General features: G+C 27.4%; 23 protein-coding genes and 1 riboswitch. Of the genes, 2 read left to right on the top strand and 21 right to left on the bottom strand.

Annotated features, from left to right (window positions below):
* The first annotated feature begins 21 nt into the window (after positions 1-21).
* Positions 22-1,107, top strand: a complete 1,086-nt coding sequence (locus AACH12_RS06185; protein ID WP_338537190.1) for a toxic anion resistance protein — start codon at positions 22-24, stop codon at positions 1,105-1,107.
* A gap of 75 nt (positions 1,108-1,182) precedes the next feature.
* On the opposite strand, the gene AACH12_RS06180 is transcribed toward AACH12_RS06185, so the two are convergent.
* The 6 genes from AACH12_RS06180 to AACH12_RS06155 form a co-directional block, all read right to left on the bottom strand.
* Positions 1,183-2,223 (bottom strand): NADase-type glycan-binding domain-containing protein, encoded by a 1,041-nt coding sequence (locus tag AACH12_RS06180; protein WP_338537189.1) that lies wholly within the window; start codon positions 2,221-2,223, stop codon positions 1,183-1,185.
* Between the two features lie 928 nt (positions 2,224-3,151).
* Positions 3,152-3,332: riboswitch (cobalamin riboswitch) on the bottom strand.
* Positions 3,333-3,407: 75 nt separating this feature from the next.
* Positions 3,408-4,211, bottom strand: coding sequence for an XdhC family protein (locus AACH12_RS06175; protein ID WP_338537188.1), 804 nt, complete (start codon positions 4,209-4,211; stop codon positions 3,408-3,410).
* A gap of 16 nt (positions 4,212-4,227) precedes the next feature.
* Entirely contained in the window at positions 4,228-4,992 is a 765-nt protein-coding gene (locus AACH12_RS06170; RefSeq protein WP_338537187.1) for an ABC transporter ATP-binding protein, read from the bottom strand.
* A 28-nt stretch (positions 4,993-5,020) separates the two neighbouring features.
* Entirely contained in the window at positions 5,021-6,067 is a 1,047-nt protein-coding gene (locus AACH12_RS06165; RefSeq protein ID WP_338537186.1) for a FecCD family ABC transporter permease, read from the bottom strand.
* A complete protein-coding gene (locus tag AACH12_RS06160) occupies positions 6,068-7,126 on the bottom strand; it encodes an ABC transporter substrate-binding protein (protein ID WP_338537185.1) in 1,059 nt (352 codons plus the stop codon).
* A 1-nt stretch (position 7,127) separates the two neighbouring features.
* Entirely contained in the window at positions 7,128-7,691 is a 564-nt protein-coding gene (locus AACH12_RS06155; protein ID WP_338537346.1) for a nucleoside-triphosphatase, read from the bottom strand.
* Positions 7,692-7,888: 197 nt separating this feature from the next.
* Between AACH12_RS06155 and AACH12_RS06150 the strand changes: the two genes are divergently transcribed.
* Complete coding sequence (locus AACH12_RS06150; RefSeq protein WP_338537184.1) at positions 7,889-9,088, top strand: MFS transporter; 1,200 nt, start codon at positions 7,889-7,891, stop codon at positions 9,086-9,088.
* A gap of 33 nt (positions 9,089-9,121) precedes the next feature.
* Here AACH12_RS06150 and AACH12_RS06145 read toward each other — a convergent pair whose 3' ends face one another.
* The 15 genes from AACH12_RS06145 to AACH12_RS06075 form a co-directional block, all read right to left on the bottom strand.
* Positions 9,122-10,384, bottom strand: coding sequence for an MFS transporter (locus tag AACH12_RS06145; protein WP_338537183.1), 1,263 nt, complete (start codon positions 10,382-10,384; stop codon positions 9,122-9,124).
* Between the two features lie 252 nt (positions 10,385-10,636).
* Entirely contained in the window at positions 10,637-10,765 is a 129-nt protein-coding gene (locus AACH12_RS06140) for a hypothetical protein (protein ID WP_338537182.1), read from the bottom strand.
* Between the two features lie 130 nt (positions 10,766-10,895).
* On the bottom strand, positions 10,896-11,558 hold the full coding sequence (locus tag AACH12_RS06135; RefSeq protein WP_338537181.1) for a DUF975 family protein: 663 nt from the start codon (positions 11,556-11,558) through the stop codon (positions 10,896-10,898).
* A 110-nt stretch (positions 11,559-11,668) separates the two neighbouring features.
* Positions 11,669-11,890, bottom strand: coding sequence for a hypothetical protein (locus AACH12_RS06130; RefSeq protein ID WP_338537180.1), 222 nt, complete (start codon positions 11,888-11,890; stop codon positions 11,669-11,671).
* Between the two features lie 98 nt (positions 11,891-11,988).
* Complete coding sequence (queC, locus tag AACH12_RS06125) at positions 11,989-12,645, bottom strand: 7-cyano-7-deazaguanine synthase QueC (RefSeq protein WP_338537179.1); 657 nt, start codon at positions 12,643-12,645, stop codon at positions 11,989-11,991.
* Positions 12,646-12,723: 78 nt separating this feature from the next.
* On the bottom strand, positions 12,724-13,395 hold the full coding sequence (queE, locus tag AACH12_RS06120) for a putative 7-carboxy-7-deazaguanine synthase QueE (protein ID WP_463671004.1): 672 nt from the start codon (positions 13,393-13,395) through the stop codon (positions 12,724-12,726).
* Positions 13,396-13,404: 9 nt separating this feature from the next.
* Complete coding sequence (gene queD / locus AACH12_RS06115) at positions 13,405-13,824, bottom strand: 6-carboxytetrahydropterin synthase QueD (RefSeq protein WP_338537177.1); 420 nt, start codon at positions 13,822-13,824, stop codon at positions 13,405-13,407.
* Positions 13,825-14,592, bottom strand: coding sequence for an acyl-CoA dehydratase activase (locus AACH12_RS06110; RefSeq protein WP_338537176.1), 768 nt, complete (start codon positions 14,590-14,592; stop codon positions 13,825-13,827). It lies immediately after the preceding gene.
* Between the two features lie 56 nt (positions 14,593-14,648).
* The gene (locus tag AACH12_RS06105) at positions 14,649-15,638 is read right to left on the bottom strand and encodes a 2-hydroxyacyl-CoA dehydratase family protein (protein ID WP_338537175.1); all 990 of its coding nucleotides are present in this window, start codon (positions 15,636-15,638) and stop codon (positions 14,649-14,651) included.
* Positions 15,639-15,947: 309 nt separating this feature from the next.
* A complete protein-coding gene (locus tag AACH12_RS06100; RefSeq protein WP_338537174.1) occupies positions 15,948-17,555 on the bottom strand; it encodes an amidohydrolase in 1,608 nt (535 codons plus the stop codon).
* A gap of 15 nt (positions 17,556-17,570) precedes the next feature.
* Positions 17,571-19,349 carry a glycerophosphodiester phosphodiesterase gene (locus AACH12_RS06095; protein ID WP_338537173.1) on the bottom strand — a complete coding sequence of 593 codons (1,779 nt, stop codon included), beginning with the start codon at positions 19,347-19,349 and terminating at the stop codon, positions 17,571-17,573.
* A gap of 101 nt (positions 19,350-19,450) precedes the next feature.
* Complete coding sequence (locus AACH12_RS06090; protein ID WP_338537172.1) at positions 19,451-19,765, bottom strand: cupin domain-containing protein; 315 nt, start codon at positions 19,763-19,765, stop codon at positions 19,451-19,453.
* Between the two features lie 205 nt (positions 19,766-19,970).
* The gene (locus AACH12_RS06085; protein ID WP_338537171.1) at positions 19,971-21,908 is read right to left on the bottom strand and encodes a phospholipase D-like domain-containing protein; all 1,938 of its coding nucleotides are present in this window, start codon (positions 21,906-21,908) and stop codon (positions 19,971-19,973) included.
* 493 nt (positions 21,909-22,401) lie between these two features.
* On the bottom strand, positions 22,402-23,520 hold the full coding sequence (locus AACH12_RS06080) for an aminotransferase (RefSeq protein ID WP_338537170.1): 1,119 nt from the start codon (positions 23,518-23,520) through the stop codon (positions 22,402-22,404).
* Positions 23,521-23,529: 9 nt separating this feature from the next.
* The gene (locus AACH12_RS06075; RefSeq protein WP_338537169.1) at positions 23,530-24,543 is read right to left on the bottom strand and encodes an ornithine cyclodeaminase family protein; all 1,014 of its coding nucleotides are present in this window, start codon (positions 24,541-24,543) and stop codon (positions 23,530-23,532) included.
* Positions 24,544-24,626: the final 83 nt, after the last annotated feature.

Here is a 24,626-nt window from a genome sequence, read left to right as displayed (position 1 = left end):
AATTTTAATAGGAGGGTATTTATGGAGAATATAAACGAAGATGTAACATATGAACTAGACCTAGTAAAAACAGAGAGTGATATGGAACTTAAACTTAAAAACTCAGATGAAGTAGCTGCAATTGCAAAGCAAATTGATACTCGTGATTTAAATTCAATCCTTAAGTATGGTAATGAAACTGCATCAGAGATTTCAAAGTTTTCTGATCAAATTTTACACACAATGGAAAATACAAAAGTAGAAGATTCAGGAAATATGCTTTTGATGCTTAATAAGATAATGGATAAATTTGATATTAAGGATTTTGAAGAGAAAAAACCAAATTTGATTAATAAATTATTTAATAAATCTAAGAATATGATTGATTCACTATTTAGTAAATATCATACTATGGGCGGAGAAGTTGATAAAGTATACGTTCAGTTAAAACAGTATGAAGATGAAATTACAAATTCTAATGCTGTACTTGATGAAATGTTTAATAAAAATATGGAATACTTTGAAATACTTGAAAAGTACATTTTTGCTGGAAATATGGTGCTAGATAAATTTAGAGTTGAAATGATTCCAGCACTTCAGAAAAAAGCAGAAGAAAGTGGACAACAACTAGATATGATAAATTTAAACAATGCAAATCAAGTTGTTGAAATGTTAGATCAAAGAGTATACGATCTTGAACTCGCTAAAAATATTTCTCTACAAACTATGCCACAAATTAAATTAATTCAAAAGGGTAACTATAATTTAGTAAGAAAAATTAATTCGGCATTTATTATTACACTACCAATATTTAAGCAGCTTCTTAATCAGGCTATTACATTAAAAAGACAAGCAGTTCAAGCAAAAGCAATGTCTGCTCTTGATGAAAAAACTAATGAATTACTACTTAGAAATGCTCAAAATACTGCAATGCAATCTAAACTTACTGCTAAGTTAGCTTCCAGTTCTTCTATTAAGATTGAAACTTTAGAAGAAAGTTGGAGAATAATTAAAGATGGAATAAATGAAACAAAAGTTATTCAAGAAGAAGCTGTTAAAGCAAGAATAGATGGAACTAGAAGATTACATGAAATCCAAAAAGAATTTCAAAGTAAAAATGGACAATAAAATATATAATTAAACAAAAGTGGCTTACGCATTGAAATGCGCGCCACTTTTATTTTTATCCGATGCCTTAGAGTTCTAATAAAACTTAATGCCAGAAATTACAGTATCATCGTATTTTTCTCCTGAAAATACAGACTTGATTATTAATTTTATTGAATTAGTTTTTAAAGGTTCTTCAAACTCAATTTCTATTGGTAACATATGATCTACAATCCCAATTTCTATAGAACTACCATCTGACGTTTCAATCTCAAGTAGATCAACTCTATTATTATTTATATATAATTCATTAGATTTATGATATCCATTACTTATAATCATCTTTGATACCGTCTTTTCGATTGGACTTTCAAAATAGATCCATTCATCTATTCCGCTGTCATCCTTACCCTCTACCCAAGCTGTATTTTTGTTATTATCCAATATATTAGAAATATTATACTTATCTAAACTCGATGATGCTTCAACTTTTTCCCACAGTAATTGGTTTTCTTCAATCCAATAATAATTGCCTTCTACACCATTTTCCAATTCAAATTGACAAACATTAAAAGAACCTTCATTTATAGGCTGATATGGAACATAAATATATTCACCTTCAATATATGGTTTTCCAGGCCACAAAGCTTCTTCTATACTTTCAACTTGCCACTTAATTTCACCAAATAGAGAAATCTTTGTAAGAAACGGTCCATAATAACCACTGCAATATATATTTCCATCCTTATCAAGGATTGGAATTTCAATTACACCAACTATTATTGGTTCGAAAATTTCTTCACCAGTATTAATATCCATTGCATATAAATTAGCAGCTACTTCAATGTAAATTCTATCACCGAAAATTACATAATCTGAATTTGAAGGAAGTTCTGTTAACTGATTTCCCTCCCACTTTTTTTCCCAAATAATATCTGAATTATCATTTTTGGCCTTTAAAATAACATCAATTTTTGATTCTTCTTGATCTAATATAGTTTCAATTTTGAAATTAGTAGCTGTTACTTCTACCTGAACTAATTCGTCTTCATGTGTTTCTATTGTTACTTTATTATTACAAGCAAGTAGTAAAAACATGCCTAATACGATTAAAATAATAAACATATACTTTTTCATTACTTGTTTCCTCCTCAACATTATAGATATATATTAAAAAATCTATTATTATTGGTTAATTTATACCCTAAAATGAATTGATTAATCTAAAATCTTTTAGAGTTCTTTATACCCAACTTTAAGAAGTTAGATATAAAAAACTCTTAAGCATAAGATTAATATTCACACTTATTTGTGATAATATGTAAAGTAAGAATTAAATTCTTCGCTAATTTAAAGAAATAATTTATGAAGCAAGTTAACGAATAATTACGCATTATTATTATTTTATGTAGATGAAATGATACCTGTAAAAGACATTACAAAATATAAATTTTTAGGCTTGCCTAAATTTAATTCACTTTCTAAAGATTTAGCGGTGCGCTTAACGAACCGCAAACTTTGTTTGCTTATGTTCGCTCAGTTAGGGAATGAATTCCCTATAAAAAATCAACAAAATATAAATTTTTAGGCAAGCCTAAATTTAATTCACTTTCTAAAAGTTTAGCGGTGCAACTGACGAACCGCAAACTTTGTTTGCTTACGTTCGCTCAGTTAGGGAATGAATTCCCTATAAAAAATCAACAAAAGATAAATTTTTAGGCAAGCCTAAATTTAATTCACTTTATAAAGGTTTAGCGGTGCAACTGGCGAACCGCAAACTTTGTTTGCTTACGTTCGCTCAGTTAGGGAATGAATTCCCTATAAAAAATCAACAAAAGATAAATTTTTAGGCAAGCCTAAATTTATCTTTTGTTGATTTTTTGCACCGCTTTATTTGTATAAAAAAAACCCTTTTTAAAGGGTTAAGGTAGGAAACCTTTCGGCTACCTAAGACGATGTTTGATATATGAAAACTCGATTTGAGTAGTCAACAAAAACAAAAAAAACTAGCCATAGTGAGCTAGTAGTTTAAAAAATAAAATACTTTTCTTCCCACCGAAGAAATTCTTTTTCCAAAGTAAAGGCAGGTCTCCTGACTTATGCTTCAACCTACTTGTCTTCCCTTCCCATGTTTACACACAGTGGTTATGAAAACGTTCGTCCACAAATACAGTAGCGGGGGCTGTAGAGGAATATACCTCTTTCCCTTTTAATTAATAATTAAACCTTATACTTTTATTAAGTTATTTTACTTCATTATATTAACATAATTCTTGTGTTTTCGCAAGAAACTTTTCAGTTATTTAAAACGTCAATTTCTACTATATTTTTATTTCTTTCATATGTCTTTCTTTTCCGTCATTTTTTATTTTAATTATTTCTGAAATAATACTTAGTGCAATTTCTTCTGGTGTTTCTCCGCCGATTCCAATTCCTATTGGAGCATATATTTTATCTAAATCTTCTTTTTTTACTCCATTTTTTATAAGACTATTAAAAATAGAATCCACTTTTTTTCGACTTCCTAGCATACCAATATATTTTGCATTTGTTTTTACTAAATTGCTTAGTATATTTTCATCTGATTTATGACTTTTACTTGCAACTACAATATATGTTGTATCATCAATTTCAATTTCATTTAAATTTTTAATTATATCCCCATAGTATAAGTTGTCAGCTTTAGGAAATCTATCTTTACTTGCAAATTCTTCTCTGTCATCAAAGACTGTAACTAAAAAACCAAGTTCTAATGCAAATTTATACAGACCATATGCAACATGTCCACCACCTGCAAGAATAAGTTTATTTTGCGGTATATAAGTTTTTATAAACACTTTTACATTACCCCCACATACAGATTCAATATTTTTTGGCTCAATATTTAAGCTTAAATCTAATGTTTTACTTATACCTCTTTTTATACATTTCTTAGCCTCATTAGTTGCTTTAAATTCACTTATTCCTCCGCCAACAGTTCCAAGTGTAGTACCATCAATTCTGACAACCATAGAAGTACCTTCACCTCTTGGAGTGGAACCTTCTTTATCTATAATAATCACGTACGCAACTTTATTTCCTTTTTTTAATTCTTTTTTAATTTCATCAAGCAATAAAATTTCCAAATTATCAGCCCTTTCATTAATTTATTTTATAATGACTTATTATATCATTTTCAATAAAATTAAAATCAATATCATATAATTCTTTAAGAGTGTTTTCAGAAAAAACATCTTTCGACAAGCCATTTTTAAATACTTGACCATCCTTTAGCATTACAATATTATCACAATATCGATTTGCCAAATTTGGATCATGAATTGAAACAATTATACCTTTACCATATCTATTTGCCATATTTTTTATAAAAGCTAATACATCATGCTGATTTTTAATATCTAAATTTGAAATAGGTTCATCAAAAACAATAAATTCAGTTTCTTGGGCAATGGCTCTAGCAACTAAAACCATTTGTCTTTGGCCACCGCTTAATTTGGAAAAACTATAATTTGATAAATGAGTTAAATTTAAATTTTCCATAACTCTATAACAAATTTTATAATCTTCTTTTGAAGGGTTTTGAAAGGTATTAAGATATGGATTTCTTCCCATTAAAACAATATCAATTACACTTATATCGGTTTGACTTTCATAATCCTGTGGAACGAAAGCTATAAGTTTAGATAATTTTTTAAAATTTATCGTAGTAGAATTCTCTTTTCCAATATAGATATTACCGCTATTTTGTTTAAGCAAACCAAGTATCAATTTAATCAGTGTAGTTTTACCAGAACCGTTTCTTCCAAGTATGCCGTAGATTTTTCCAGAGTTAAATTTCAAATTAATTTTACTTAGAACATCATTATCATTATATTTAAAGTTCAAATTTTCTACCTTGATTTCCATCAAATCACCCTTTCAATTCTTTTATTATCTAAATTGCTTTTTTAGATAGCAACAAATAAGCAAGTATTGGAGCTCCTATTAAAGCAGTAAGTATTCCAACTGGTATTTCACTTGGGCTAATACTTCTAGCTAAATCATCAAATACTAATAAAATAGTTCCACCAAATATTGCAGTTGATAAGTATATATCACGATTTTTTTTAGAAATGATTTTTACTATATGTGGAACAATTAATGCTATCCAACCAATTGTTCCAGCAACACTTACAACATATGAAACAACAAGGGAAACGATTATAAGAATGAATTTTCTAAGTTTATAAACATTTACTCCTAAACTTTTTGCCTCATCATCCTTTAAAGAAAGAATCTTAATTTTAAATTTTAATGCATTAATTATAATTATACTTGGAATAACAATAATTGATGTTGATAAAACATTTCCCCAAGTTGCATTAAACAAACCTCCCATAGTCCAAAAAACAATCGATGGAAGTTCATTATATGGATCAGCAATGTATTTAATAAATGATAACAATGAAGTGAAAAATGCAGATACAATTATTCCCGAAAGTATCAAATATAGTAGACTCGTATTTTTAGACATTTTTTTAATTATATAAGTGATACTTACTGCAACTAAACCGAATATAAAAGAAAGAAGTTCAATTTTTAAAGGAAATTCCATAGGTAAAATTATCCCAAGTGCAGCCCCAAAACTAGCTCCTGATGTAACACCCAAAATATCAGGAGAAGCAATTGGATTTTTAAATATATTTTGAAACACAAGTCCTGAAACAGATAAACCAGCTCCAACTAAAATTGCTAATATTATTCTAGGTAGGCGTATATTATAAATAATCATATCATTAGTTGATATTAGCTCCTTATGAAATAAATAATTTTGAAAGTTTCCTAAAACTTCAACAAGGTCATAAAAACCAATTTTATATCTTCCAATAAACATCGAAATAATTAAAACAACAAATAATAGCAGCGAAAATTTAAATATAAGTTTTCTTTCATAAGTAATTCTACTATTTTTGACATTAATAATATTTCGATTATTTTTCATTTATAATTTTCCTCCTAATTCTTTAAAACTTTTACCATAAAATTCTTTATAGAAAGAATCAACATCTTGTGAAAAATCATAGTCAGTAAATTCATTAGGATATAAAGTCTTGCTTAACCATAGCATTCCAAGAATACTTGATGGTTCGGGCATATCCCACGGCTCAATATTTGATGGCATTTGGTAAACCTCTTTATTGATTATTGCTGAAATTTTAGAAAGTTTTCCATTCGAAAGTATCTCTTTCGGCGTCCCTTTTGGAGTGTACATTATTGAAGTAATAACATCTGGATTCCATTTAAGTAACTGCTCAATCGACACCTCATTCCATCCGCCTTTTAACTTGCCTGCTACATCAATGCCACCCGCACGTTCCATTAATTCATGTTGATAAAAAGTACCCGCAGATGTTGAAAGAATCCCTCTTGCACCAGCTAAATAAATTGTTTTTCTATCTTCTTCGCTTATATTTTTTATTTTAGAATCAATAAATTCTAACTTATCATTAAAATATTTGACTAATTTTTCACCTGTTTCTTTTTTTCCCATGGCATTTGCAATATTTAAAATTTCATTTTGAAGTAACTCGATATTTTCAGGATAAATGCTTACAACTTTTATTCCTTGATTTTCTAATTTCTTTACAGTTTCATCTGTATCTTTTGTTGGAAACATAATTACCAAATCCGGTTTTAAAGAAACTACCTCTTCTATATTTATACCATGTTTTTTACTACCAATCTCTAGAATTCTGTCTTTTGCAGTAGAATCTAATGAATTAATTAGCTTATCTTTAAGAGCACTATCGTTAGCTCCAACTAAATTTTTTACGCCTCCAAGCGCTAACACTATATTTGTTGCAGGCTTATATGTAGTTACGATTCTTAGTTCTTTCACTGAAGAACTATCATCCGTATTTTTTTCATCAATTTTAATGCTTTGATTATCTTTAGAATTTATATTATTATTTACACTAGAACTTTTATTGCAAGCAACAAGTGATAAACTAATAATTAATATCAAAACTACTAAAATAATTGATCTTATATTTTTTTTCATTTTAAATCCCCCACTCTAAAATAATTTCATCTAAAATTTTATCTCTATTACTAAGTGTAACTTCAATTACTTTAACATTTTCTAAATTTACAACTCCATCAAGGAATTCATTACGTCTTTTCTTAATAACACCAAGTACCCTTTTATCACTTTTTAGTATTTTAAATACTTCTTTAGTAAACTTTTTAGATTTTCTTTCAAAAAAACCTAATTCATCCATTATAATAATATTTGCTGAAGAAAAAAAAGATTTTTTTAAAATTTTAACACCATATTCATCATAATTTATAGGAAACCCATAGCATTTTTTTCCCAATCCATGGTATTCGTTTATACCTACAATACTTTTTTTATCAATATTTGTTACATTCTTCTCTAAAAATCCCATTTTTTTATTATGCACTAAATTCTCTTCTAATAAATCTTCCATGTAATAACCTTTAAGGTCTGAATTCTCATAGAAAGGTAGTGTTTTGAATCCTGAGACATTATCATATTTAATCAAGCTTAAATAATTATTGATAATTGTTGATTTACCAACATTTATATCTCCCGTTAAAAATATATTCTTATATATATTATCACTCCCTCGCCGTTGTGTTTTTAAAACTATAACGCTAATTATATAATATTGTATTTTAAGTGAATTTTCAATCTTTTAGTAAAAACTAATATATTTTTATGAAGTATTACCAAAATTTCATCATTTTATTGTATCAATTATATAGTTATTTTTATATAATTCTCTAAGAAGGTGATGTTTTGAAATTATTTAGTATTTATAGAAATCTATCAAGAAGTGTTTATATACTTTTTTTAGCACAAGTGATTAATAGAATGGGTGGATTTGTAATGCCCTTTTTAACTTTTTTCCTTGTACAAAAAATGGGAGTATCCGTTGTTGAATCTGGAACAATAGTTTCAATTGTTGCAATTATGACATTACCAGGATCACAAGTTGGTGGTTATCTATCAGATAAAATAGGCAGAAAAATCACATATTTAATTATGCAAACCTTGGCAGGAGTTTTTTTACTACCAATTCCATTTTTAAATAATATTTTATTTATTACAATTTTTCTAAGCGGTGCTATGTTTTTTAATGGTGCAGTTCGTCCGTCAATTAGCGCTATAGTTGCTGATAGTGTTAATCCTAAAAACAGACAAGCAGGATATTCACTTATATATTTAGGAATCAATATTGGTGTAGCCATCGGTCCAATTATTGCTGGATTTCTATTTAACAATTTTCTAACTCTTCTTTTTTTAGGTGATGCTTTTTCTTCTTTTATTGCAGTTATACTTGTATTCATTTTTATTAAGAAAACTAATCAAAATAATATAGTTGCAAGCAAAGAAGAAGAACATAGTGAAGAAAACATTATTAATATATTAAGAAAAAAACCAAACTTTTTATTTTTTCTTTTAATATCAACTTTACTTAGTTTTATTTATTCACAACACAGATTTGCTCTACCTTTAATGTTAAATACATTGTTTTTATCAAAAGGTCCAACTTATTTTGGTTTTATTATGAGTGTTAATGCCATTACAGTACTAGTAGTTTCTGCTATTCTCTTAAAATTAACAAAAGATTTTAAACCTCTTATTAATATGTCAATTGCAGGTATTACTTACGCACTTGGTTTTGGAATGATTTTTTTTATTAACAATTTTTTTATGTTTATAGTTTCTACTTTTATTTGGACAATTGGAGAAGTACTTATTGTTACAAATTCAGGAGTATATATTGCAAATAATTCACCTATAAATTATAGAGGACGTTTTTACGCTATAAGTTCTATTGCTTTTTCACTTGGTACAACTCTTGGAATTGTAATGTCTGGAATCCTAATACATTTGTTCTCTATTAGAATTCTTTGGCTAATTGTGTCAATAACTGCCTTACTCACTTCAATATTTTCGTATTTAACTGCTAAAAAACAAAATGCAATCAATTAATTGATTGCATTTTGTTTTTTTATTTTTAAGATATTACATAAAATCTTCTTGAACTTGTTTTTGGTAATTTTTAGCTATTTTAGATTTTTTCCCTTCCCAAATAAGTAGCATATACATAAATAAGGTTGATACAAACATTACAAGACCAATAATTTTCCAAGCATAAGAAATAGATTCAAATAATATCATTTTCCCAACTATAACTGGTCCAAGTACATATCCTAACCCCATTATCATTGGTAAAACCGAACTCATCCTACCTCTGTGTGAAGATGGTGTATGATTTGCAATAAATGGCATAAAACCAGTAGTTATAAGTATTTCACCTAGTGTAAATGTAAAAGCTGAAATAATAAATCCTAACTTAGTATCATAAAAACCAAGCATTCCAAAACCTAAGGTGTACAATATACCACCAAAAGCCACTTTATTTATATTTGTCTTTTTAATAAACAAATAAGTTAATATTGGTGTAAATACCATCACTACAAATCCGTTTAAACTTGCAATTTTACCATAAAATGCTACACCATCAGTAAAATTTTGACTTGCATGATAAGGCATTAAAAATCCCCACTGAGAATAGGTAAAATTATAACCTAATAATATTAAAGAAAATACTAATAATATTGGTCTTTTTAATATAACTTTTAATATTGAACCTTCAACTTTTTGTTCCATATTTCTACTTTCATCAATATCCTCTGTCATACCAATTGTTTCACCAATAAAAAATACTATTAGCATTAAACTTATGAATGCTGTCACTGCATCAATTATAAAAAATAATTTTAGATGTTTATCAAATAACATCCCGCCAATCATAGGTCCTAAAATAAATCCTATATTAAATCCTAAATAACTTAAAGAATATGATCCATCACGATTTTCTGGTGATGTAACATCTGCAAGAAGAGCATTATGCCCTGGATCACTCATACCCATAAAGGACCCTGCAAGTATTATAAGACCAACCATCAGCATACTCGGCTTAAGAAATGAACACATAATAAAACTTATAATTGCAAGTGAGTCAAAAATAATAATGACTTTTTTTCTTCCAAAACTATCTACTAATTTACCTCCAATTAATGACGTCACAGAAAACACAATCCCCATTAGTGCAATAATATAACCAACATAGTCTGTTTTGAGTCCTATTTTTTTTGTAAGCAATAGTGTAAGTAGTGGAAATACAAACATCCCTGCTGCATTAATCATCCTTGCAAAAAATATAATATAAACTTCTTTTGGAAGTGATTTATATGGTTTTAACACTTTATTTAGTAAATTCAAAATAATTTCCCCCTTTGTTTCTTTATAAATAAATTCCTTGGATTACGGTTCAAGTCATGAAACGCAAGCTACGCTTGCTTTTTTCATGACTTACGTGAGTAAACTCACTATGAAATTTTATATAAGTATCCTCTTTACAAGCTTTGCTTGATGAGTATACTTATACAAAATTTCGCACCGGTTTTCTTTTCAAAAAAAAATAAATCACAAAGCTAAGCTTTGTGATTTTATATGTTTAATATAAATATTGTATTAAAATAACGCATTTTTCCTAGAAATGGTCAATTTTATACAACTACAAGCTTTAATAGAGTTTTCTATATTTAATTTAGAATTAAATTTCGCTGATGCAACTTTACATACATTTAATTTACTGCTCATAGTTTTGACCTCCTTTTTTTATTAACAACGTTATCTGTATAAGAGAATATCATATAAGTTTTTTTATATCAAGGTTTCTCCCAAACTGTAATACTATAGTAATATAAGTATTTTTCTTTTAATACAATATTTATTTTTCTAAATTTATTTTGATTTCTTCTTGATTATTATTATTTTCAAAAATATCTTCGTCTATATAATTTCTCTTTAAATCTTCATAGAAATTAGCCATTGCAGTCATTTGATAAACACTTACCCATATTGAGCCGATTCCGAGTGTCAGTAATGATAATAATCCCCATCCAATAAAACTTAGTTGTAGAGTAAATAACTTAAATTTTGAACCATTCATCATTTTACTACTTAATCTTATAGCTTCATTAAAGCCAACTTCAGGATTATCTGCTACAATATAAAATGTCATCGAATAACTATACGCTTTAATTATGCCTGGTATAATTAATAAAATAGACCAAAGAAAAGTATATAAAATAACTAAAAGAAAAACACCAAGTGATTTACCATAGTAAGAAAAGCCTAAAAATACATTCTTTATTTCTGGATCATTTTTTCTAACAATATTCAAATAAAAAATAATCATACCAAGGATTAAAGGTGGTTCAAGAAATAGCATTACAAAATTACCTACTAGTGGAATTAATGCAATTGGTACCAAAATTACCATATAAACTAAATAAGTTAAAACTGCTTTTCCCCAATTTCCCTTTAAATCTTCTCTTGATTTAGCTCTAAGATCTTTATTTAGTGCTAAACTATTTGTATCTATGCTCATACTTACCCCCATTTTTTACTATTATTGTATTTACCACATTTGTAAAGTATATATCTTTATTATGTGTTTGTCAATTGTTTATCAAAATAAAAATAGCCACCAAACGGTAGCTATATTAATAGATCAAATCTAGTTCTATTTCTTTCTTCATATGCCTTTTTTTTTAGATCAGCATAAGTTTGAATTTTATGTGACTTTGGTTTTGCTTTTAAATCTACACTCACTTTCAAAGCTTTTTTTCTGCTTACCTTATTATTTATCTGTTTAGGGCTCTTACGATTATATTTTGAGCTTTGATAGTTATTAATACTATTTACAGAAATAACATTCATAACATCACCTACTCTATTATATATATATACCCCTAATTTCAATTTTCAATAATATTTTTTTAAAATTATTATATATAAACTCAAAGTATAGTTAATTTTTACTTATTATTTCTAATAAAATTATCGTATCCCTTTTGTCTAAGTTTACATGAAGGACATTCTCCGCAGCCATCACCAACTATACCATTATAACATGTTAATGTTTCATTCTTAACAAGATCTAATACTCCAAGTTCATATGCCATTTTCCATGTTGCTTCTTTATCTATCCACATAAGAGGAGTACTTATAATAAATTCATAATCCATTGCAAGATTTAATGAAACATTAAGAGATTTAACAAAAATATCTCTACAATCAGGATAACCAGAAAAATCACTTTGTGATACTCCTGTAATTATATCTTTAATGCCTCTTCCTTTAGCAAAAATAGCTACAAAAGTAAAGAAAAGCATATTTCTTCCCTCTACAAAGGAATTTGGAAGCTCGCCATCTTTCGCTTCTTTTTCTACTTCCATATCCGCTCTAGTTAATGAATTAGGTGCCAATTGGTTAAGTAGACTCATATCTAAAATATGATGTTCAATAAAATGATCTTTACATATTTTTTTTGCACAATCTAGTTCTTTAATATGTTTTTGACCATAATCAAATGAAACTGCTATAACTTCATCATATCTCTTTTTTGCCCAAAATAGACAGGTTGTACTATCTTGTCCACCAGAAAAAACTACTACTGCTTTTGATTTACTCATTTATATTCTCCTTTGTATTTCAATTCATTCATTTTTTTTAATTCTCTAGCAAAATCCAACTATAATAAACTAATTTACTTAAACTCCAATCATATCTGGTTGCCAAATAATTTTATGCATTTGAATTTGAAACCTTACATTATTTAAGTTTTTATCTATCATAAATTCAACAATTCTTTTTGGCTTTATTTCTCCAAAAACCGAGCTTATATATACGCTTGTAGTTAAATCTAATTTATATTTTTTTATTACAAAATACATATCTAATAAATCTTCATCACTTCCGCATACAAATTTTACTGTATCATTGTTTCTTACATATTTTAAATTATCTAAAAACATATATTTATTCATTCCAGAACTAATTGATTTGTAATCTATAGTAAATGATAGTCTTTTAGAACTAATATTTTCTCTAAATAAACTAATATCTACACTTCCATTTGTTTCAATTTCTAACTCTATTAGCTCATCTTTTAAAAGAAAATCTATTAGTTTTAATATGTTTTCTTGAATTAAGGGTTCTCCTCCGGTCAAAGTAACATTTTTAACATTAGTTTTTTTTATATAATCATAGATTTCTTCTTTTGTCATACTTTCAAATACTGCATCATCTTTATTTGCCCATTTTGTATCACAATAACTGCAATTAAGGTTGCATCCTTTAAATCTTATAAAAACTGCAAGCTCTCCACCTTTTTTGCCTTCACCATTAATACTTACAAATTTTTCTACAATTTTATACATCACTTTACTCCTCTACTTAACATATGTAGCAGAATTACTTGGTGTTTCATATACTGTTACACTTACAACGTTAAACTCTTTTTCTTCTAAAAGATCAAAAATATGCTTTGCAAAATTTTCTGCAGTTGGTCTAAATTTAACTTCAATCAATCTAAAATTTTCATTATTTAAAAGTTTTATTAATTCTAAGTTTAATGTTCCCTTTTCATATATTAAACTATGGTCAAAAAAATCAGCAATATCTTTAAGAGCTGATTTTATATCTCCAAAGTCTATCACCATCCCTTTAAGTTCTCCTTTTTCCTGAAGTTCATCTGCATAAACATTTGCTTCAACTCTCCATCTATGTCCATGTATATTACTGCATTTGCCTTTGTACCCATGTAAAAAATGAGCACTATCAAAACTTGATTCTGATTTTAATAAGTACATTTATTTTCCTCCAAATCTATTATTCGCATATATGCAACAACCAATAGCGCCATTAAATTCTGGCATATCTAAAGTTATTACTTCATTGTAATCTTGCTTTAAAAAATCTCTAATAGCATTATTTTTTGCTACACCACCACTTACAACTAATTTTTTTCCTAAAAACTTACTAAGAAGCGGCCTTAATCTTTTGTACATGGAATAATTCACTCCAGCGCATAGTCTTTCAACTGAAACGCCTTCTGCAATTTTACCAATTAATTCTGACTCTGAAAAAACAGCACAAGTTGAATTTAAATTAATTGGATTTTCTGTATGCGATGACATAGTTTCAAGCGTTACTTCCAGAACATTTGCCATATTTTCTAAATATCTACCACACGAGGCAGCGCATTTATCATTTAAATCCAAATCAGTAACAATTCCCTTTTCAATTTTAATTGCTTTTACATCTTGTCCACCTACATCAAGCAAAATAAAATCATCTTCTTTTAATTGATGCATTGCCCCGTAAGCATGTGCTTTTATCTCATTTATTTGAACAAAATCACTTAAATCTGTATTATTTTTTCCATAACCTGTTGAAACCGCTCTATCAATCTTTAAATTTGTAATTTTTTTTATATTTACTTTTAGTTTTTCATCATATTCACAATAATCTCTGTAGAAACTCATAGTACTAATCTTATTTTTATAAATAATTTTATCTTCTTTATATATAACAATTTTTACTTCTCTAGAACCCATATCAATACCTAAAATATTCATAACTTCCCCTATCTTAAATAAAAAACTTTTAATTACTTAAGTATATATAAATTTCACTAAATCTTATCAACCAACATATCTAAAAATGCTTCAATTCTTAGCTTTGTTCTAGCATCTAAAGTATTTTCTTTGTCGCCTTCAATACTTAAAATTGGTATATCAAGTTCATCTTTTAATAATCCATCTTCAAGTGCCCTATAACAGAAGGCCTGAGTATAATGAATAATTGCATCAAGCTTTCTTTCTTTAACTTGTTTTTTTATTTCTTCAATTCTAAAATCAAAATCATATGGATAAGTGTAATCCAAATATTGATGATAAATATCTTCATTTAGATTCGCTCTTGGAAATGCAAATTCTCTTTGAACTTCGTTATATATAATTTCAGCATCGTATTTATTTACAAATTCATATATATCTCCTGTCATTGGAGGAACGCCAATATATCCTAATCTAATTTTATACTTTCTACTTTCTCTTAAATTAATTTCATTAATTTTTTCCCTTAAATTTTCTTTAAACTGTATATGATCCATATTAAAATCACTTAAAGAAACTTGATATAAATGGTTTTCAAAACCTGAAGTTTTCATTTCTTTATAGGTTAATAAATCTAAGTTTCTCGCAAATCCTCTAATTTCATTCAATTCTTTTCTTATTTTTTCTACTTGCTCATAAGAAACATCAAAAAGACACATTAAGTTATCAAGTGATTTTTTAATATCTATTAATTTTCTACCATGAGGATACTTAAAGGGATATACTTTAATACCTTTTTTCTCTAATATTGTTGTTAACACTTTTGTATTAGAACAATCGCCTTCAATTACTCCTATAATTTCTTTTATATTATTTGATATACACGCTCCATAAATTCCCTTTATCCATGCACATAGACTTTTAGGAAATCCATCTTTTTCAGCAATATCAATATATTTTTTATAATCTTTACTTGTAATAAATAAATTATTTAAATCAACTATTTTGTAGCCTGCTGCTATTAATATTTCAGAAGGTACTGTAGTTGTTACACCAATTTTTTTCATATTTTACTCCCAAAAAAAATAAAGAGATGCTTAAAAATAAACATCTCAAAATAAACTAAAGGTTGGCCCTTTAATACTAATCCTAGTTTTATTTTGAGACAGGATGGTTACGAACTGTCTTATTAAATTCACTAAAACACTTTATCATAAATTGATTAAAAAGTAAACGAAAATTTTATCCGATGCCTTAAAGTTCTAATACCCCCACTTCTTAAAAAAGTGGGGGATAAAGAACTCTAAAAAGGCCCTGGATTATGTTTTCTAAGATTTAGCGGAAGTAAAAACTCCCTCTGAATCCAAGAAATTCATTTATAGTTTTCCGTTTACTATTACTAAATTCACTAAAACATCTTTTATTTTGTCATCTTCTATTTTTTCTAAATCTTCTGCTAATACAACTAAGTTTGCACTTAATCCCACCTTAATTAAATCGCCATTATTTTTTAATTTATTATTTTTTGCTAAATTTATAGTAAATAAATTTATTGCTTCTTTTATACTTATTTTCTCACTAGGTATCCATCCATTTATTGGATGACCATCTAAGTCTTTTCTAGTAACAGCTGAGTAAATTCCATAAAGTGGATTGAAATTTTCAATTGGACTATCTGAACTTGCAAAACAAGTGATCCCCATATCTAAGAATTGCTTTGTACAATAACTATATTTTAATCTAGCTTCTCCTACTCTATTTCCAGCAATTTTCCAATCAGTATTTAAAAATATTGGTTGTAAATTAGCAGAAACATTATATTTTTTAAATTTTTTTAAAATTTCTTTGCTTGTTATTTGTGCATGTATTATTTCAGGATTATATTTTTTTTTCGTGTAAATATCATAATGTTTTGCATAGATATCTAAAACATTCTCTATCGCTCTATCACCAATCGCATGAATAGTCACATCAAAATCATTAGCAAAACACGAACTCACGATTTTTTCGATATTATTTTTTTCTATTAATAATATTCCTTTATTCTCTTTATCATCTTCATACGGTTTATTTAGAGCGGCCGTTCTTGAACCTAATGAACCATCCACTATAAGTTTAATTTTACCTATGATCAAATTTTTTACTTCTTTTCCGCTATATAAGCCTAAGCTTTTATACTCTTTTACATCCCTCTCATCCTCTGCTCTAAGTTGTAATACGACGTTTATTGGAAGTTTATTTTCTAAAGAAAGTTCTCTATAAACATCCCATAACTTTTTTTTATTAGAAACATATGAAAAATCATCTGTATAAACTGTAGTAATACCCACTTTTTTTAGATCCTTTAAACCTTCAATAATTAGGCTTTTCATTATGTTTTTATCAGATAACACTGGTAAAAATTCACTAACTAAACCTATCGCATTTTCTCTTAAAATTCCTGTAGGATTTCCAAATTTATCTCTATCTATTTTACCACCGTCAATATCTTTTGTGTTTTTATCAATATTCGCTAAATTTAAAACATAAGTGTTAACTGCACAAATATGGTAGCAAGTTCTTGTTAGTATAATAGGATTATCTTTAGAAATCTTATCAAGGACAGTTTTATCTATCATTTTCCTATTTTTAAAATCATCCTGATTCCAGCCAGCTCCAATTATCCACTCACCTTTTTTTAAGTTTTTCTCTTTAATAAATACTTTAACTTTACTTATTAATTGATCATCTGAAGTAAGGCCATTAAGTGAGATTTCATTTAATTTTTTTTGACTATATGAAAGCAAATGCATATGTGAATCTATAAAGCCGGGGTAAATTGTTTTACCTTTTAAATCTATAAGTGAGTCAGCATTATAATCACATATCATATTATTGTCACATATTTTTTTGATAAGTCCATTTTTTATTCCAATGAAACTATTTTCCATACCCCTTTTACCATATATTCGTCCATTAATTAATGCAATATCGTAATTACTCATATACTATTCTCCTTATCACTTGCCACTACTTGACTTTATTAAACTTTTATTTAATTTTAATATTGATTTTAGTTCTTTTACATTATCAGTAATTATATTATCTACTCCAAGTTTTATAGCATTATTCATGCTTTCCTCAGAATTAATAGTCCAAATGTAAACTCCTCTTCCACTTTTATGAGCATTTTCAACAATAGTATCTGTAACATAGCTTTCTTCAATACTATAAAAATCAACATTAAGTTTACTTAAATCTCCTATAGCTACAAAGATAATATAGCCTGTTTTAATTTTAGGATTAATCTCTTTAATTTCTAAAAGAGCATCATAGTCAAGAGATGTAACAACACATGAATTTATCATTTTTTTGTCTTCAATTATTTTAGCAACCTCTTTTACAAGATTCACACTATTAGGGTCTGTTTTTATTTCAATATTTAACTTAATTTTACCCTTTGCATAGTCAATTACTTCTTCAAGAGTTGGAATTTTTTCACCTGCATATTCCCTAGAAAAAAAAGAACCTGCATCTAATTTTTGTATTTCTTTTAAAGTTAATTCATATGGGGCTTTATCTAGTCCTGTTGTTCTTTTAAAAGTACCATCATGAAGAAGAATTACCTTATGATCTTTTGTTTCCCTAACATCAAATTCAACAAAGTCAGCACCATTTTCAATTGCCTTTTTAATAGCTGAAATAGTATTTTCAGGCGCTTCAAATGTGCTTCCTCTATGAGCTGTTATTTTAACATTATATTTTACATTATCTATCATTTCATAACTTATAAAGGAAAATGCTACTATAACAATTGTAAATATAAGAATAAGAAGTTTTTTTCTTTTAAATATTTTATCAATAATTGAAATTTTACATTTATTAGTTAAATTAATATTTATAGAATTATTATTTATATTTAAATAAAATTTAGTCAGTAAAATTACATTTAAGGGTGAATATATAAAAGCAATAATTGTAAAAAACATAGAGATAACACTTGTAACAATAGCTGAAGCCATGTCCATGTATTCTGTTGGTATTAATTGCAAAATAATAAAAGAAATAAAAAATACAAGTAAAACAATAATTAAAGATATAACTATATTAAAAATTGTTATAAAAAATAAAAATTTTATAAATTCTTTAAAGTTATTTTTAAGTAGCTTTCCACTCTTTTTTAATGGATGTTTGATACTTTCATTTTCAAGAACAATAATATGCATTACAAATATCCAGCGAATAGAAAGTATTAAAAATATTATTAGTACAAGGCCTAAATAAATTTGATTGATTAATTTAGAATTAATATCATCCATAATAAATCCAGGTATTTTAATAGAATTAAAAATACTGATATCGAAAAATTGATTTAATAAAGGCACCATCAATAATAAATAGAAGGTAAGTAAAAAACCATCTATACCAATTAAGTATTTTATCTTTGAAATACTGTATTTTAAAACATTTAAATAACTTGTTTCTTTTTTTTCACTTATTGACTGATAGCTAATTAAAATTAATCCACCATATTCAATTAAAATAATAACTAGTCCAAATGCGACGGCAAATAGTATTATAAATATACCTTGGTATGAAAACAAAAAATTCTTAATTAATCCATTTGTTAAATAACCATAGCCTTTACTTTGCATCAGAAAATTAACAATCCAATAAAAAACTGGAAGTAAAATAATTGATATTAGTATTTTAGTAGTTAATTGATATTTTATAAATCTTATGTAATTATTTCTTAATATATTTATACATTTAAGATACTCTTTCAAAATTTCTTTCATATTTTTTTCATATCTCCATTAATGTTTTACTTGTATTATACTATAAATTTTTAAAAAAGACTTTCCAGAAAGAAAAGTCTTTTTTGTATATAATACTAATATTATTTTTTTGGAGCTGGCGCTTTTACAACTATTAATTCAAGTATCTCATCTTGCCTATTGAAGACATTCATTTTAGTTTCAAATGGTATTTTTAAAACCGTACCATTCTTATAAAGATTAACTTCTCCATCATTAAGTTTTATTGAAACACTACCACTTACTATTGTCATATAAACAGTTGAATTTGCAAAATGTTCAGGTAAGCCTTCATCTTTATTTAGTATCATATGAACATAGTGAATATTTTCGTCCTGAATTACTTTTTCAATTATTTTATTTTCTGTCTTAGTTAGTTTAAAAACTTTTTCAATCATATTATTTCCTCCTCTAAAGCTATTGCTTGATATAAATATAACATGTCTTCTTCCACTAAGCCGTAACATAAGTTACTGTTTTGCTAATTTTTTAACGTTTATCGTATTTTTCTATACTTACTATCATAAAATATGATGAAAAAAGAACATGCTTATATATATAAAATATATGCATGTTCTTTTTTAAGTTGATAATACCAGTTTACTAATTAAGTGATGCCGGAATATAACGAGCATAGAATTCTTGAACAAATTGATTTGCAGTAACAGTATCATGAATTATTAGTAAATTTTCATCATTTACATCATTACCATTATTACTCCAATTCGTTGAACCAATTACTACAGTTGGATCACTTGTTGATTCTCCATCAATTATCATTGTTTTGCTATGAAGTTTTCTAACTTCAACGTCTTTATATACTGGAGCTGGATTATTCCATCTTGTGTTAGGATTTAATGTTGAAGTCTTAGAAGCTACTCTTCCAGTCATATCAACCGATGCTGACCACCACTGGTTCCAGTAACTTGCATCAAATACACCTTTTACTTTAAATCCTGTAAGAGAACCTTGATTATCCACATACGATCCCTCATATTTATTTTTTAATTCATCAAGTATGCTTTGATCTGACCATGCGAAAATTGAGAAATAAGCACTATCATTTGCTTCATTTACTATAAGATCTTTTAATTTTCCTATAGCGTTATCACCAGGAGAAAAGTATACTTCTACTAACTTCCCACCAATATACAAGCTATGAACAGTATTGTCTGTCTTTCTTCCATGAAAATTTGAAGTTACCTTGTCTGGAGTCATAGTTGAACTTCCCCACATTTCTTCAAATTCAGTTTTATAAATATCCGCAAGACTAGATGAATTAATTTCAACTGAGTTTTGTGTATTACCACCTAAAATATTATTTGCTCTATTTTCATCAGACCCGTATAAACCTGTTACAGTAAAGTTCCAACTACCAGTCCATACCCATGTTCCATCTATTACTAAAAATTTATTGTGCATTTGTTCTCCAGGAGAATAATATTTACCAACAGATTTTTCCTCAGCATCTGCAATCAAATATCCACTAGTAGAAGTTGAACCAACAGTAACATTCACTTGATTAAAATCACTTAAACTACTTGGTAAGCCAAAATCACTTCTTAAAGTAGCATCTTCTACTGCAAAAATTGGAGAATCGCTAAAGATAAGAACATCATCCGAAGTACCATGAATTAAATCTTTTCCTCTTGCGAGTTTTTCTAAATTTAATCTCATAAGTTGATATCTCTCAATATAACTAGGATCACTTGCATCTTTTGCATCTGCAAGCATTCTTACACTCACGCCTTCGCTTGCTTTATTAACTAAAGCATCTACAACGCCAGGTAAATTTATTTCATAAGTCGCGATGTCAATTGTTGAAGTCGCATTATTAATTCTTGAAACAAGTCTATTTTCAAGATTAACATTATAATTAGCTTTATTTCCAAACGAAGCATATGTTGTATCTGCAGTTTTATTAAAGTAAACATTTATTGCTCCAGGTGCATTAGAAACATTATTAATCTGCTCTTTTAAAGGATCAACATACGAATTCGAAAGTGAATTAAGCGCTTTTGGTGTCCCAAATCCTCCTACATAAGATGTAGTTGAATTATTCCAATTAGTAGAACTATCAACTAGTGTAGCATCAGTTCTCTCCATAGTTGCTTTTGTTGAATTATCACCACAATACCAATTTGAAACTGAATCAATAACATTATTATTATTATCTTTTAAGTATAACTCCTCACCTGAATTTCCAAGCGATCCAGAATAAATTATATCTGCTGTTATTCCTGGCACTGAATTATCATCGGTTTTTTCTAGTAAAAAATAATCTTTTGATGGTATAATTCCGCTAAGAGTAATAGACGGTGTGCCATCAACCGCTGAAAGAGTCCAGCCACTCAAATCAATATCACTAGTAGATCCATTATAAAGTTCCATCCATTCATCGCTATAGGAAGCTGTTGTCCCCATCCATGCAACTTCATTAATAACAACATCCATTGGCTGAATTGCAAAACTTCCCATTGGAACAAATAGTGCAATAACAATTGCTAAAAAAATAACTCTCGAAAATCTAATCTTTTTCATCTTTCTCCCCCATCATCTGTATGTTTTTAGAATATTCCGACAATTAAAATTAACAATTCTAAACATATTTTACAATGTAGATACTATATAAAATAATTATTACGAATAAATTTTAAATAAAATTATAATTCCAAAATTATCAATCTATGTATTTGACTTACATATATAGATGTTTCCTAATATATAAAAATACCTAAATTAAATATTTACTTTGTATTTGGATATTAAATACAATTTTAGTCATCTATAGATTATTAATAAATAATTAGAAGTTTTTAGGTGTCATACAAAGTTTTTATTATTGATACTTTACTATTATTGATATTTTTTTAACTATGTATTTACCCATATAATTTTTTTGTAACATATTAGATAATTTATACAAATTTATTATTTTTTACAGCCGATAAATAAGAAAAAAATGTTAGTTAATCACAAAAAAATCAAAAGTCTATTAGGCTTTCGATTTTTTTGGAGTTATGAATATATTTACTTACAATTCACTAATAAATTCTGATATCTTTTCAAGTCCAATTTTAAGTTCGTCTGGACTAAAGGCATATCCAATTCTTAAAAATCCTTCCATATCAAGTGCTTTACCTGGAACTAACATTACACCTTTTTTTTCAAGAAGTCGTATGCAAAATTCTTCTGATTTAATATCAAAATCATACTTTAAGAATGCTGTAGTACCAGATTTTGGTTTCACATAAGTTATTTTGGGTTCATTATTAACCCAATTATCAAGTATTTTTATATTTGCTTTTACTATTTTATGACTTCTACTAATAATTTTTTCTTTATTTTCTAGTGCAAGGCCCGCAAGATAATCATCAATTCTACCGCAACTTATAGTTGTATAGTCACGCCTTCTGTTTACTTTTTCAATAAATCCCTCAGGTCCGACTAACCATCCAATTCTTAAGCCCGCTAGAGAAAATGTTTTTGAAATACTTCCAGAACTTATTCCTTTATCGTATAAATCAGCAATTGAACTAGTAAATCCACTTCCACTGTGGTCAAGTCCTCTATATACTTCATCGCAAAGAACATACGCATTGCATGTTTTAGCAATTTTAACTATTTCTTTTAAAAAATTTTCATCCATTAATGACCCAGTAGGGTTATTAGGATTATTTATACATATAAGCTTTGTCTTATCATTAATATATGATTTTAATTCTTCTAAATCTGGTAAAAAGTCATTTTCCATTTTCAGTTTAAGAATTTTAACATCTGCACCGTATATTTCAGGAATAGAATAATGTTGCTGATATGTTGGTAAAACAGAAATCACCCTATCTCCTGGTTCAACTAATGCAAACATTGCAAGTGAATTCGCTCCTATTGCTCCATGAGTTACTGTTACATGTTTTCCATTATTATTTTTATAAAGTGATTTAATTCCTTTAATCAATTTTTCAGAACCTTCAATATCACCATAACTCATTTGCATTTTTAAAATATTTTCCACTATTTCAGACTTATTTCCTATCATATCTAATAATTCTTCAACTCTAAGCGAGTCTACACAAGTTTCTGCTAAATTATATTTACAATTATTTTCGTATAAATTCATCCAAATCTCTACTCCAAAATCCTTTATCTTCATAAATTCCTCCTATAAATCAATTGTAATTCCAAGATTTCTTTCCTTTGCAATATCTAGTGCAAGTTTTGAAGTAATTAAATCTTGAATTGCAATTCCTGTTGTATCAAATATAGTAATATCATTTTCAGAAGTTCTACCTTTTTTACTTCCTAGTATAATATCTCCAATTTCCACCATTACATCTTCTTTTTTAATAATGCCTTTTTTTATAGGCATTTCCGTTTCACCAACATTTATAGCTTGACTTATATCGTCTACAACAAGAATAGCATCTTTAAAAATATTTTCGTCAATTTCTTGTTTTCCTTCCATATCTGAACCAACACAGCTAAAATGCGTTCCTTTTTTTACCCATTCTTTTTTGATCATTGCTTCTTTTGAAGGAGTAGCAGTTATAATAATATCACTTTTTGAAACTGCATTTTCAAGAGATGTAACTGGTAAAAATGTGATTTTTCTAGTTATGGCAAAATTTTCTCTTAAAACTGCCTCAATACTTTTAACATATTCTACCGATTTTTCATTATGCATTGGGTCATATATTCTTACTGTGTCTATACTTTCCATAGCAATTAAAGTTGCGGCAATTTCAAACTGTGCGATATGTCCCGTACCAACCATAAGTAAAGAACTCGAATTTTTTCTCGCTAAATATTTAGCACCAATCGCTCCAGCTGCTCCAGTTCTCATGCCAGTTATATGTTCAGCATTAAGAATTGCAAGCGGTGCACCTGTATTACTATCAAATAATAATGTTGTTCCAACAAGTAAAGGCAAGTCTTTATTTTTATTTTCTCCAAACCATGATACTAATTTTAAACCGAAAATATCTACATCATTTAAAACACCTGATTTTATATCCATATCAGCTACACCTGGATTGAATTCATGAAATACCATTGGAAAAAGCTCTGTTTTTCCCTCTGCTTTTAAAACATATACTTTTTCTATCATTTTTAAAACATCTTCCATCTTTAGTATTTCCTTTAAAACGTCATTATTCAAAACTTTTAATTTAAACATAATTCCTCCTCAAATATTCTGATTATTCTTTTAATTGCTTCCTTAATACTATTCTATATAATTTAAAGTTTAATTTCATTGTA

Origin of the sequence: Helicovermis profundi (genome assembly GCF_033097505.1) — a bacterium.
Taxonomy (GTDB): domain Bacteria; phylum Bacillota; class Clostridia; order Peptostreptococcales; family Acidaminobacteraceae; genus Helicovermis; species Helicovermis profundi.
Note: the sequence above shows the minus strand (reverse complement) of the source record. Positions and strands in the feature narration are given on the sequence as shown.

Coding starts and splice junctions, on each gene's coding strand:
- AACH12_RS06165 (WP_338537186.1), bottom strand. CDS start 6,067: ATGAAAAATAATCGAAATATTATTAATGTCAAAAATAGTAGAATTACT.
- AACH12_RS06185 (WP_338537190.1), top strand. CDS start 22: ATGGAGAATATAAACGAAGATGTAACATATGAACTAGACCTAGTAAAA.
- AACH12_RS06100 (WP_338537174.1), bottom strand. CDS start 17,555: ATGAGTAATTACGATATTGCATTAATTAATGGACGAATATATGGTAAA.
- AACH12_RS06095 (WP_338537173.1), bottom strand. CDS start 19,349: ATGAAAGAAATTTTGAAAGAGTATCTTAAATGTATAAATATATTAAGA.
- AACH12_RS06105 (WP_338537175.1), bottom strand. CDS start 15,638: ATGAAAAAAATTGGTGTAACAACTACAGTACCTTCTGAAATATTAATA.
- queD (WP_338537177.1), bottom strand. CDS start 13,824: ATGTACTTATTAAAATCAGAATCAAGTTTTGATAGTGCTCATTTTTTA.
- AACH12_RS06180 (WP_338537189.1), bottom strand. CDS start 2,223: ATGAAAAAGTATATGTTTATTATTTTAATCGTATTAGGCATGTTTTTA.
- AACH12_RS06160 (WP_338537185.1), bottom strand. CDS start 7,126: ATGAAAAAAAATATAAGATCAATTATTTTAGTAGTTTTGATATTAATT.
- AACH12_RS06170 (WP_338537187.1), bottom strand. CDS start 4,992: ATGGAAATCAAGGTAGAAAATTTGAACTTTAAATATAATGATAATGAT.
- AACH12_RS06110 (WP_338537176.1), bottom strand. CDS start 14,592: ATGAATATTTTAGGTATTGATATGGGTTCTAGAGAAGTAAAAATTGTT.
- queC (WP_338537179.1), bottom strand. CDS start 12,645: ATGAGTAAATCAAAAGCAGTAGTAGTTTTTTCTGGTGGACAAGATAGT.
- AACH12_RS06075 (WP_338537169.1), bottom strand. CDS start 24,543: ATGTTTAAATTAAAAGTTTTGAATAATGACGTTTTAAAGGAAATACTA.
- AACH12_RS06085 (WP_338537171.1), bottom strand. CDS start 21,908: ATGAAAAAGATTAGATTTTCGAGAGTTATTTTTTTAGCAATTGTTATT.
- AACH12_RS06090 (WP_338537172.1), bottom strand. CDS start 19,765: ATGATTGAAAAAGTTTTTAAACTAACTAAGACAGAAAATAAAATAATT.
- AACH12_RS06140 (WP_338537182.1), bottom strand. CDS start 10,765: ATGAGCAGTAAATTAAATGTATGTAAAGTTGCATCAGCGAAATTTAAT.
- AACH12_RS06080 (WP_338537170.1), bottom strand. CDS start 23,520: ATGAAGATAAAGGATTTTGGAGTAGAGATTTGGATGAATTTATACGAA.
- AACH12_RS06135 (WP_338537181.1), bottom strand. CDS start 11,558: ATGAGCATAGATACAAATAGTTTAGCACTAAATAAAGATCTTAGAGCT.
- AACH12_RS06130 (WP_338537180.1), bottom strand. CDS start 11,890: ATGAATGTTATTTCTGTAAATAGTATTAATAACTATCAAAGCTCAAAA.